We start from the raw sequence: 13,280 nt of genomic DNA on the forward strand, positions 1-13,280 counted from the left end.
TAAGATTAAAAAGAGTTATTGATACACTTCACGATTGATGATGCTTTCAAACACACTTGAAAATTGATTAATGTCATCATTGGAATATTTCTGAATATCGAAACTCAAATACCCCATTAATGAATCTTGATCTTCTTCGACCGTGAGCATGATCCCTTGCCTAACGGCATTAGGTTGTAACTCTTTCACCACCCACGAAGACTTTTCAAGATTAAATTTGGGTAATTGCGTTAAATAGTTAAAATTGGCTGTAAAGGGGATCACTGCAGATTGTTTCTCTTGGCGATAATCATCAACAAGCTCGCCATAGCTCATATACGCATAGGGTAAACGCTTAAAGAAACTGTTTCGACATTGAATGAGTAGCTCATTAAAAGACACATCTTTATCCCCCTGAACACTGAAATTAATCATATTAACAAAGCAACCCAAGGTTTGAGGAAAGTCGGCTAAACTTCGATTAGACACGGGGATCCCAACTTGGCAAGCTTGCTGCCCATGAGTTTGTAATAAAGCGGAATAAAAAGCGGTCAGTAACACCATAGACACTGTCACTTGCTTGCCCATCGCATATTCTTCAACATGCTTTAACGCGCCCAGTCGATAATCCAGTGTCAGTAAATTATCGCTTCTCACTGTCTTGCATAACCTCACGACATCCAGTGTATTGCCATTTGATCTTGACGGTTTAGGGCAATTCCCCTTTTTATCAAAAACACACTCGGCGGATGAAAACCTAAAATCAGTGTTTAACTGCTCACGCCAAAAAGTGAATCCAGCCTGACGATGCTCCTGCATAAAACCTTGTTGATACGCTATATAATGATCATAGTCATCAACTTGCAGAGCAACCTCCTCTTTATTCAGCTCTCGTGCTTGATACTGCTTGATTAATTGATGAGACCACAACTTGATTGATTCATGATCAAACAACATATGATGTACAGTATGCAACAGCACATGATGTTCATTCCCAACGGTTAACAGCTGAAAATGAATCAAGGGACCTGAGTCTATGTCAGCACAAACGAACTGAGCACATTGACGCAACCACTGGGGATCTTCAAGGTTTTTCAGTGACACCTTTTTTTCGATAAAGCTTATGTCATCGAGCGTATAAGGAAGATCAATATAATCAGCTTTATCAAGATCAATTCGAGTCAATAGCACTGGATTTTGTTCAACTAGGCACAACAGACTCTCTTTTAAAGCTTGCTTATTCAATTTACCTTTAATTTCATGAAAAAAATAAATTTGATAATCCGTATTATCACTGAATAAATCGAGCATCATGAAATAGGTTTGCTCATGACTGAGTAATGCCTTAGAAGAAACAGGCTTTATCGCTGACATTGGCTGGTTTTGCCCCATGGACATTAATTTTTTTGATAAGGTCTCAATACTGGGATAATCGAAAAAATCGTTGAAAGACAGCATATAGCCCAGCTTTAACTGAATAAGGGATTGCGCTCGAATTAAATGCAGAGAATTAGCCCCTAATGCAATGATATTATCTTGTAAGCTAATCGCTCCACACTCTAGTACTGCTTGCCAGATAGCCAACATAGATTGCTCAATGGATGCTTTCTCAATGGATGCTTTCTCAATGGATAGTTCATTGTCAAACTCTAGCTTGGCGGTGATCTGGGGATCACTGCCTTGATTACATTTGGCAGCCTGATACTTATCCCCTTTGGGATGAGGCAAACGAGATTTATCCACTTTTCCATTAGGTAGCTTAGGAAATGCACTTAACAAGATAAAATGACTTGGCATTAAAGCATGCACTATTTTTTCTTGTAAAAATGCGCTTAGTTGACTTTGAAGCAAGGTTTCATGCTGGGAAGACTGCAAGGCTTTATCTTCTTCAAGTAACACATAAGCCACCAAGGAGTGAATATCATTATGATTGTGATAGATATTGACAAGACAAGCACTTACACCTGAGTATTGACAGATCAATTGCTCAATATCTTCAGCATCGAATCGAATACCATTCAATTTTAATTGGCAATCTTTTCGCCCTAAATATATCAGCCTACCATCTTCATTTATTTTGACTAAATCACCGCTAGCATGTGCCCATACACCTTGACCTTGTTGATTTAATACCGTGCAAAAACGCTGCTGTGTCCGCTCAGGATCATTTAAGTAACCTCTCGCCACCCCTTCTCCTGCGATAAAAAGCTCTCCCACTTCCCCCTTAGCCACCCTTTTTTTATGCTCATCGAGCAACAAAATATCCGTGCCTTCGATGCCCTGCCCCAAATGCACGGGGATCTCAGGCAAGAGTTCACAGAAGGTCGCATTTGCTGTTGCTTCCGTTGGACCATATAAGTTAAAGAGTCGTAACTCGGGGACTAATTGAAAACTGTCTCTTTTTAACGTTTCAGGAACCGCCTCTCCAGACAATAACACCACTGTGGGTAATGCCAATTCATTGTGATCGTGATTGGCTAATTTAAAGAAAGTCAGCAGCTCTCGCCAAATCGTAGGGACACAATAAAGGGCGGCATGACGGTGTTGACCAAACCAAGTCAGTAAAAATTGGGGGTTACGTAAACAATCTTCAGGCAATACATACAAGACTTCGCCGCGACGTAACGAGTAAAATATTTGACTGACTGCTGCGGCAAAACTCACCGCAGAGGTAAAAGGTAAACAAGGCTTGTCACTTCCCCAAGACTGCTGTGCAAACCATGCAGAATAATAACTCAACTGTGCATGCTCAATCATAACGCCTTTAGGTTTTCCAGTGGAACCCGAAGTATAAAGAATATAAGCAAGATCATTGGATTCAATGTGAGGAGAATGCACCCTAATAGGCGTCTTTTCTGTTAGCATTGCTGCCATATCACAGCTATGCAAACCCAAGTTTTTAACCAACTGATTTTCAATAACTTTATTATCAGTTAATAACATACTCACATTAGCATCGAGCGCAATTGATGTTATTTGTTCACTTGAGTGGAATTCTGATAATGGAATATAGGCTAAACCTGCTTTTAGTATCCCTAATAATAGAATGGGTAAATAAACACTTTTTTCAATATGAACGAGAACAACGCCTCCTTTTTCATATTCACAGTGATGTTGAAAATAATGTGAAACACCATCCGATAAGGTTTTTAATTCTCCATAAGTAACTGATTGCTTGTGATCTTGAACAGCAATCTTATCCCAATATTCCATTGACACATGATCAATGATATGACTTATCGATAAAAACCCCATACGCTCTCACCTTTTGTGCTGGACGCTTCGAAATGAATATGACAACAAAGAAAAAGTCAATTGCCCTCTTATTCAATGCGCCACACCAATCAATCCAAAATATTATCGCTATAGATAACCGTAACTATTATTAATAACCATGTCATATCGATATCATTGTCAGCATTTAATAAAGACTAACATCATTATGTTTTATTGATTGAACAAGTCTCTTAATGACACGCTATTATCTGCATTCGAATTTATCGACAAATGCATTCTAAGAACAAAGATACAGACTGTCAGGTTATAAAAACCACACCTTGAATATTGATCACTGTTATGTTAGAGCGATATGATTTAAATTATATAGAAAGTTTTTACTACATAAAAATGATTAACTAATATAGATTCTTTATTTATAATAATATTAACGTTCGCAAATTGACAATGAAGCACCAAGAGCAAAATAAACAGAAAATAGAACAAACCCAATAAGTTAATGAGAAAGTGAGAAATCAACAATAAATAAATATTATATCTAAAGTGTGTGACTTAAATATTCCAACATCATGATATAAAAATACACTAAAGAAATAATTAACGGCAATTAACAAAATAAACGTCAATAGAGAGACACAAGAATGAATATTCAAGAAACAAAGGTAAATGACTAATCTAAACTGTAAGTTAAAAATAATTCAGTTATTTAATTTAACAAATAATGAATCAATATTAACGTGATCCCATTGAATTGAGTGAGTAGAATACGTGCAAGTTTTTATCATAATAGCAAACATGAATAATCAATTTAAAGGATTAAAGGATTAAAGGATTAAAGGATTAAAGGATTAAAGGATTAAAGGATTAAAGCATTGAAAGAAAGTCTATTCATGATTACTGTTTATTAGGACTATTTAAAATCCTATATCGTATCAAGCGATACTCAATATATGCCCGTCTTAATAAGCTAAAAAAATCAGAATGCACATATTAAAACAACAGCATTCTATTTTAGGGGAAAGTATGAACATTCATTCAGAAGAAATAAAACAAGCATGCGATTTTTTCAAAAAACAATTAATACAACAAAAAGAAGATATCATCCACGCATTCTTTAGTAAATTAAACATAAAAAATCAAACAATCTACCCTATTTCAACCGATTATGATTGGTTAATCCAATACTGGTCATCGGGCCTCTATAAAAAAATCGGACAAAGGCTCAATACAGGAATAAAATCATGGAGTCATATGGATGATGACCATCAACAGGTATTAAAAAATCAGAATATAAAGTATAAAACAGATATCACTGACAATTATGGAAATATTGTTGATATTTTCTCTGTCGCAACCAAAAGGAGCCTAAAAGACAAAGATCTTATCTCTTTATACGCCAAAAAACCTATCATTAGCAGTATTGCTAGCTCAATTTGGTGTAAATTCAACATAAAACCGCTTCCTTTAGAGAAACTAGAATGCCCTACCATACTGAAACCCTTAGATATTGATGTCAAACATGAGTGTTTTCAATTTGGCAAAATTAAATTCACCAGTAAAGAAATGGAAACCATACATTGGCTATTAGAACTCAATTCATTAAAAGAAATTGCTTGGAAACATCAATGTAGCCAAACAGCGGAACGCAAGCGAATCGATACCATTAAAGCTAAGCTTAACTGCCAAGGGTTTTCCTCTTCGGCCTTGTTTATTGCATTAAAAGAAAATGGCATTACTGCAGCCTGTTTAAAAGATTATGTGATGCCCCCTTAATCTGTGCTGGCATCCTCCCGTTAAAAAGACACATTAATCACAGACACTCATTCTAATGCCGTTCAACGAAAAACGGCAATCCCATAGAGAATATACACATGAAACTGAAGCGCCACACCTTATGTCTTTCTTTGATCTTATTGGCTTCCACTCAAACCGCACATGCCACCAGCTTACTCGATGTCTACTCGCAAGCACTCCACAATGATCCCATCGTATTACAAGCTAAAGCGAAACGTGACTCACTCTATGAAAATATTAACCAATCTAAAGCCGATTTATTGCCCAATATCAGTGGCACGCTTAGCGCCTCTCGTACTTGGGATAATCAATATTCCAGCCTTAGTGAAAGTGGTAATGTCGCCTCAGTCGGTTTAACCTTATCGCAACCTATCTACGATAGTCGCCTCTGGTCCAAACTAACCATTGCCGAGAAAACCGCTGCTCAAGCTGATATTACCTATGCCGCAGCACTGCAAAACCTGATTGTAAGAGTCAGTAAAGCCTACTTTAATGTACTCACAGCTCAAGATGATTACCGTTTTAAAATGGCGGCAAAGCAGGCTTATAAGCGACAACTGGCGCAAACTCAAGCCAGGTTTAAGGAGGGTCTTTCACCCATCGGAGACGTGCAATCTGCTCAAGCAGAATACGACCTTGCCACAGCACAATCCATTACGGCAAAAAACACCTTAACCAACAATTATGAAAGTCTACGAGCGATTACTGGCGTGGATGATAAACATCTCAACATTCTCGACACCGCCCATTTTGAAACTCACTCTATCTTACCTATTAATATTCAAGATTGGGTAAAGATAGCGAACAACAAAAATCTCTCGCTACTCTCAGATAGTGTGGGCAAGACAATCGCAGAAGAAAATATTAATTACTATAAAGCAGGTCATTTACCAACCTTAAGCTTAGATGCCAGTGCCAATAAATACAGTGAAAACATAGATAACTCTTATTATCCAGATCAGTATAATTATAATACGGGTACCATTGCCCTTGATCTAAATGTACCTATTTATTCTGGAGGAAAAATAAACTCTCAAGTAAGACAAGCCCAAGATGATTACGTTAACGCTTGCCAAGTATTAGAACAAACCCATCGAAGCGTCATTCAAAATGTACGCAGTGACTACAATAATGTGAACGCGTCCATCAGCACAATAAAAGCCTACAAACAATCGGTTGTTTCTGCCAATATAGCAGCCAAAGCCACACAAGCGGGTTTTGAAGTGGGTACCCGTACCATAGTCGATGTGCTTAATACCACCAGCACCTTATATAATTCAAAAAGTGAATTAGCACAAAGTCGCTACGATTACATCGATTCAGTACTAGCGCTAAAACAAGCGGCAGGAACACTCACCAAAAAAGATTTAATTGAAATCAATAAAGGCTTAATCTCCTCGACTCAATCCAGTACACAATAGAGTTAAGGAAGTCACATTGAAAATAACCACAGGTAACAAATGTCTTGATAACCGTCTTATGGTTCGACAATTTTGGCTTGCTTGATGTCATAAATGTCATTTAATTCAAAGTCACATTGAGACAACACATTGGCGATAACCTCACTTTCACCTCACAATGCCAAGCCAAATTGTCAGGAAATTTGGCTTTCAAGGCTTATTTTAAATTCTATGGCCGTATTCTCATGATGCCTAGGTCATCCCTAAAAGGGTTTTTACCCTATATGGCACTGCCAAGCATCTGGTACGATGAGTTTTTAGGCTTTTGATGATAAAAATGATAGCCATATTCTGACTCTCCCACTTACTATTTATTTATTGTTTGCTAATATAATGACTCTCAATGCAATCTCCTTTCCTAAAACAGGCATGATTGACTAGCTATAAAAAACACCAAAATAATAAGTAAACTTAAAAATTTACAACAATAAAATTAACAACAATATGTTATAGCAAACTTTGCTACCTAAAGGGTGATAATGAAAAGTAGTACAAAAATGACGCCTGATCTCAAACAGCTCGCAGATGCTATACAACGAGCCATTGGCGAGCATCAAACCCAAGCTGACTATAATGGTATAACGGACACTGAACTCGATAAAGTTCACGAAGACGCCCTTGAACATTATCAAGCTCAAGACATGCAATCAGCCCTAGTATCCTTCACGTATTTAGTCATGAAGGATCCTTGGAAGCGAGCCTATATTCTTGGATTCGCCTCTTGTCTACATGCACTCGAACAATTTGAAAATGCGCTGTCTTTCTATGGGTTCGCAGCCTTAATGGATGCTTGTGATGCTGGCGTGACCTTTCGCATTGCCCAATGTTACTTCTCTATAGACAGGCCCACGGAGTCTATTGAAGCGTTACAAACCTGCATTGATCAAAGCTTTATCGATCCTATTCAGCCAGAAATTAGAACACTAGCACAAAATTTTCTTCAAGAAATCCTTAGCTAGTTATCCCCCATATTAAGGAGAGTGTTCATGACTCAACATGTTGATAATATAACTAGAAGTAGTTTGGCTGCATTAGACCTCGCTACCCCTCAAAAAAAACCAACAGTTTCGATCGGTCAATTTGATAGCACACAAGTCCCCCTTTCTAATATCAGTTCAGATTGGGTACATGTGGCGCCCGCTATTAACAGAACAATAGATGCATTAGACTTAGCAGAGATCAGTGATTCGGGAAGAAAAAAACTCGAATCAATGGATTTAATTAATCGTTCAACAGAGCTAGATCAAAAAGCAAAAGATAATGGCGTCGACCTTGCAAAAAAGAATTTTTTTAAAAACTTATTTAGTGTGGCTTTAGCCGGAGTTGGATTAGGATTGTCCATTGCAGCCACAGTATTAACTGGTGGAGCAGGCGTACCTGTGATGGCTGCATCAGGCGTGGCATTTGCCCTTACTGTCGCCGATGCAGGTTGTGCATTTGCCGATTGGCGCAGTAAAGCTAGCGGAGGAGAAGGCCTTAAAATGGGGACTGACGCCATAGGCAATGCCGTTTTTGCCATGCTAGATAAAATGGGGATGGATGATGAAAACGCCAATTATTGGGCCAATACAACATCTGTTGTATTGAAAACAGCGCTAACTGTCAGCACATTATGGTGCAGTGCCACATCGTCAGCCAGTGTTCCGGGAGCCGTAGGCAGTGCCCTTTCCATGATAAAAATGGGCAGCAGCACGACCAGTAGCGTTGCAGGTATGGGGATCGATCTTAATATCACAGATAATGAGAATGAAGAGAGCAAACTGAAAACTGCGGCAAAAAACGCAAAACAATTTGAGTCCAATATGGACAATACAAGAAAACTAGAACAAGCAGAGCAAGAGTCTAATCAACTCAAATTAAAACTAAAAAAACTGACATCCATATCCGATCTCCATCAAGTTGCTAGGCAGCGAACTAACACGCTACATAATAATGCCAGTAATGAATTAGCACTGATCACAGAGCGGATCCGTCTGTTAGCCGATACTGGAAACATAGACAAAGAAATCGCTGAAGTCTTATTAGCATAAAATAAAGCCTTACTTACCTCAGCCATTTGAACGCACCTTTTTCAAATGGCTTTACACACCTTCTTAACAAACACCAAATTTCTGCCTACATTACTTAACCTGAACTCGGAATAAGCAGCGCCGCTTAATAGCGCTATTTTTGCCCCTATCTGTGTTGTGCTTTCTACTAATAGCCTGCTATTAGATACGAAATCTCACCTTGATATCGACAAAAATTGCAGTATTAAGCCAATTTCGAAAATAAAGGATAACCCAATTTCATTTAATTTGCTGATATTAAATGAATTTCATAATATTGTTGACACTCATTATCCCGAGTTCAGGTTAATTAGCTTATTGTGTGATGGAATGCGTTTGTAATAATTTCGCTTCAATAATATTTATTTGCCATTGATTCGCATACTGGTTTTTCGCGAGATTAAGTGCTTTTTGATAATAGTCAAAAGCCAACTCTTGATTATCAGCCTTCTCATAGGCCACGGCTATCGCCTTAATATATTCAATTGAATGATCAAACTCTTTTTCTCTACTCAATAAAAGCGTAATACCTGCTTGAGGTGACTCAAAATGCCCTCGATAACTGGCCAACATGATCACAAAAGCCGCTTCTGAGCTTGGCAACTCTTGCTTCACTTTTTGCATAAAATCACTAATATCAGCTTGTTTTTCATTTCGATAAAAATAACGAATAGCAGCTCTGATACTGGCAGTTGGAATCGCTTGTTTGATATTAAATTGAGCCAATAATGATTTATAGTGATCAATAATCTCATCGGCAGACTGAATGTTATTCAGTTCTTTTTCTGGAATAAACCAGCCTTTAAAAATCTGCTTAAGACTATTGCGCAAACTGACCAAAGCCACAGAAACGTGGTTCTCATTCGAGTAATGCGTAAAGTGCCACGCAATATTCTTAGGCTGCAAATCATCTAATACATCAATCAAGCCATATTGTCCCATGCGCGTCTCATCTCCTAAGGATAAATACAGGGATACAGGATGATGTTGGCTCTTCGCCATCACTTTTTTAGCCCGTTTAACAAAGGCATAATCATTTAACCAAACTGATGGACTCGATGATAAATAACTATTAAAACGATTTGGTGATTCTAGTAATGCATTTAATACAAACAATCCCGCAATCGAATGACCAAATAATATCGCATTGTCAGCAATGCGGTAATGTTTTGCCATATAAGGCATCAATTCTGAATGAATATGAGCTAAAAACTCAGATGCTTTGCCTTTACTATCCTCTTTCCTAGGTGTGCTTAATCCTTGAGGCGTCATATACTGCCGATATTTATCCGTCCCTTTATCTGCCACTCCCACCAAGATAATATCTGGGATCATTTGCCCTTTATTGGCTAATAAGTCTAACATACCTGATGCACCATGAAACAAATAATCCCCATCCAAAAGATAAAGAACAGGATAACGGGTTAAGTCATCAGCATGATAATTTTCAGGTAAAAGTACCTGAACTAAACGCTCCTCATTAAGTAACGAAGATTGAATCGCAATTCTTTCACTCAACGTATTCTGAGCAGAATGTCCCCACTGAGAAAAGAATAAAACAGTAAAACATAGGAGGGTATTGATTGATTTTATCATAATCCATTTCTATTATTGTTAGCTCACTCTAGAGCCTGTTTTGTATGGTTTCTATGCACAGTTCATCCAGATAAACCGAACACTTCCTTCATGCAAGATAACATTGACTATCAATAAACAACAGAAAATAAAAACAAATGATCAACAAAATACATAGCCACTTGAGTATGTATGGAAGCACCTATGTCGTTAAAGTAAAGTGCCTTTCATTGACATTAAATAACCCGCCCTCTCTTTTCTAACGCCTTAATGCACATTGAAGAATACTTTGAACCTGTATTTGACGCATCTAATTCAAAATTAATACTTCTAATAATATTATGTTCATCCGTTAATACCAAAAATTGACATTGTTGGGGCGAATTAAGCTTTGCTTTATTCGAAATGAACGGACTCACACCATTGCGGCTCTGTTTATTCTGTTGAAGCGCTTGAGTAAACAACCACTCATACTCTCGGTCACCATTATACTCAGCCCATTCAGCCTGAGGCCTTCCAATATCACTGATCAGCTTATCTATCGGCTTGCCGTGATAAACTTGATTCTCAGTACGCTCTGTTAGCGCTGTATTAGCACATGCCTGTAACAATAAAAAAGTGAATAATACGACAATGACTTTAAAAAACTTACCCATACTTAATCTTCTATTTAATTTCGGCCATGAAGTCTACCATAGCTAACAGTTCTCAACCTATCTTTACACTCCTAATTAAAAGAAGATTAATGACAATACTCTGATGATAAAACGAGTACTAGATTAATATTTGCAATTTCAATTTGATAATGACAAAGTGCCACCATTTTATCTAACTAAACCTTAATCAGTAATAAAAAAACCAGTGGCTAAGACACTGGTTTTTTACTCGAATAACCCTATCACTCTTTTAAATTGTTTAGGTTAATGGAATAGTTAGCTTTAGGTAATACTTGACTTTCCCATAGCGTCGACCACTTATAGGACCCAAAAATATCTCTGTCAGTCAACCTTCTTTCTTCTAATGTGACATCAGTCACCACACTAAAAGAAAATTGCCCTGATACTTGCGCCAACCTACCACTCCAAAACGCTTCCGATGAATACTGAAGCCCATAACGCGAAATATCGGGTACATTAGCTAATTGCGGTAACTCAAAAGCACTATGTGATACCCAAGCATTATCATTAGAAAACTTACTCAAGCTATATTCCCAAGTGAGATTTTCGCCTTGGCCTGCAGGATTACTTGAAACAACTTTCCAATCAGGCAGGCTCATGGACTCAGAATTGCTTTCACTGTAACCAATAGAGGTTTTTCCACCTATCTTTCCACTTGTATCATATGAGATATCCGTCGACAGACTCATACCTCTAGAAGTACTCACCGTCGTTGAATTATTTGCATTTTGTGGTATCCAACTCGTCAACTGTAATCCAGCAGCATTGCTCACTTCTACTGCAGACGTCACTGAGTCTAAATAATAACCACGTCTAGATCTTGAATTATTTTCCATCGTCGGCGTGACATGTCCGTAAGGTGCAATAAAAACATCCATATGGTCCGTTTGCGTATTACGATAAGCACCGACTGAATAACCTCTTACGGCAGTAAAAATTGATTTTCTCCCATCATCAGGAGAGGTATAGCGATTCATTCGATTAGTCACTGTATAACACAGCTTAGCTTCTTGAGCTTCTGCCGAGCATGGATAACCCGATTCAGCCCCCGTCACCCCCGATGAGATTGTCAAAGCTGCTATTTTAGGCATAAAAGAAGCATCAATAGCATCAGTCACTTGGGTTAATGCATGCTCTCGTTGATAGTCAATCATATCATGATAAGAGTCTGCTACTGGATAAGATGCGAGTTTATGGCCATGAGACACAGTCGTTAATTCATTCGAAGTGCTACTTTGTGTCACTTCTTCATATTCTATCGGCGTATCACCACCACCAAATGTCGTGACTATATCTGGCTCACCTTTTTTGGGTTCAATAATCACAACTTCAGCATCAAAGCTCATAAACAAGCCATCAATGACTTGATTATTCATATTTTCAATAACAATTAATTTATTCTGTTTGACAGCTTCAGTGATATATTCACTAATTAAATGCCTATCTTTCACTTCATTCATGTCTAGATAAACAAAATCCGTATTACGTATTTCATTGGCAATTTCATTTACCTCTTCATTCGACATAACGCCACTGAAAGAATGAGTATTATAACGTTCTAAAATCACATCTGATAAATAAGTATGATTCCCAGTTAAATTCAAAACTGACCTTTTATTATCATTAAAATCTGCCAAAGCATTAAATGATAAGGCACTAATAGCAATACCCAACAAACTTTTTTTAATCGACATTTTCATCATAAACTCCCAGGATTGAGTTATTGCGGACGTTATTAAATAACAAAAAAACTACAGTAAAAATAAATACCATTTAAATACAGACCATTAGAAATTCAAAGAGCATCAATTACACGCTCATTGTGTTATGCCACACATCATATCAATCGAAAAAATAAATTTCAAAAATAAATCTTAAAAGACAAAACAGATCGAAATTACAGGCTTAAAATTAACATTAATCATGGAACAACAAAATCGCCAACCAAAATAAAAACCCTTTATTTATATATATTTAATAAAAATACACTCTTAATATAGCTACAAAACCACAGATCAAACCTATTTACACTTACACTCAACAATGAAATATAAAAACAAATAACTTCACCTATAAATGCAAAATGAAAATATTAAAAACACAAATTTAAAAACAAATTAACCATTTTCCCTTAGCATTACTTTAATTCATTAGAACAATCGCTTTATTCGATTAAATCATTATTGACCTAGATTTAATGTAATGAACAACAGCTCTTTAAAATAAAAATTGAAAAACACAAACACAAACACAAACACAAACAAATAAAATCACATGACTTAAACTTGCATTAATAAAATCAATAAGGCCAATCTAAAATAGATATTAATCGTAACTATCCAATTAAATACAAAACATTAGCTCCTTTCAGATCCAGTTTTAAATAAATAAAAATTTTGACTTAAAAATCTATTCAGCAAATATACAGCTAAGCTTAGGTGTCCCCTTATATAAAGCAGCCACATCAAGGGTTTTGAGGTAAAATACTCCAAACAACCATAATAAGCTCA

8 protein-coding genes are annotated in these 13,280 nt (G+C 37.0%); 4 read left to right on the forward strand and 4 right to left on the reverse strand.

Features of this window, described 5'->3' with window-relative positions; all coding sequences use genetic code 11:
* Nucleotides 1-15: 15 nt before the first annotated feature.
* Nucleotides 16-3,234 carry a non-ribosomal peptide synthetase gene (locus Q0791_RS09875; RefSeq protein WP_299005504.1) on the reverse strand — a complete coding sequence of 1,073 codons (3,219 nt, stop codon included), beginning with the start codon at nucleotides 3,232-3,234 and terminating at the stop codon, nucleotides 16-18.
* A 1,005-nt stretch (nucleotides 3,235-4,239) separates the two neighbouring features.
* Here Q0791_RS09875 and Q0791_RS09880 point away from each other — a divergent pair.
* From Q0791_RS09880 to Q0791_RS09895, 4 genes are all read left to right on the forward strand, one after another.
* Complete coding sequence (locus Q0791_RS09880) at nucleotides 4,240-4,989, forward strand: hypothetical protein (RefSeq protein ID WP_299005508.1); 750 nt, start codon at nucleotides 4,240-4,242, stop codon at nucleotides 4,987-4,989.
* A 98-nt stretch (nucleotides 4,990-5,087) separates the two neighbouring features.
* A complete protein-coding gene (tolC, locus tag Q0791_RS09885; protein WP_299005511.1) occupies nucleotides 5,088-6,431 on the forward strand; it encodes an outer membrane channel protein TolC in 1,344 nt (447 codons plus the stop codon).
* Between the two features lie 518 nt (nucleotides 6,432-6,949).
* A complete protein-coding gene (locus Q0791_RS09890; protein ID WP_299005514.1) occupies nucleotides 6,950-7,429 on the forward strand; it encodes a CesD/SycD/LcrH family type III secretion system chaperone in 480 nt (159 codons plus the stop codon).
* Between the two features lie 27 nt (nucleotides 7,430-7,456).
* On the forward strand, nucleotides 7,457-8,500 hold the full coding sequence (locus Q0791_RS09895) for a hypothetical protein (RefSeq protein ID WP_299005517.1): 1,044 nt from the start codon (nucleotides 7,457-7,459) through the stop codon (nucleotides 8,498-8,500).
* Nucleotides 8,501-8,833: 333 nt separating this feature from the next.
* Here the strand turns inward: Q0791_RS09895 and Q0791_RS09900 are convergent, their stop codons facing one another.
* From Q0791_RS09900 to Q0791_RS09910, 3 genes are all read right to left on the reverse strand, one after another.
* Nucleotides 8,834-10,114 carry an alpha/beta hydrolase-fold protein gene (locus tag Q0791_RS09900; protein ID WP_299005520.1) on the reverse strand — a complete coding sequence of 427 codons (1,281 nt, stop codon included), beginning with the start codon at nucleotides 10,112-10,114 and terminating at the stop codon, nucleotides 8,834-8,836.
* Nucleotides 10,115-10,329: 215 nt separating this feature from the next.
* Nucleotides 10,330-10,749, reverse strand: a complete 420-nt coding sequence (locus Q0791_RS09905) for a hypothetical protein (protein ID WP_299005522.1) — start codon at nucleotides 10,747-10,749, stop codon at nucleotides 10,330-10,332.
* A 242-nt stretch (nucleotides 10,750-10,991) separates the two neighbouring features.
* Nucleotides 10,992-12,464: a hypothetical protein gene (locus tag Q0791_RS09910; protein ID WP_299005524.1), complete on the reverse strand. Its 1,473-nt coding sequence runs from the start codon at nucleotides 12,462-12,464 to the stop codon at nucleotides 10,992-10,994.
* Nucleotides 12,465-13,280 lie beyond the last annotated feature (816 nt).

The sequence above is a fragment of the uncultured Shewanella sp. genome (assembly GCF_947495455.1).
GTDB lineage: Bacteria > Pseudomonadota > Gammaproteobacteria > Enterobacterales > Shewanellaceae > Shewanella.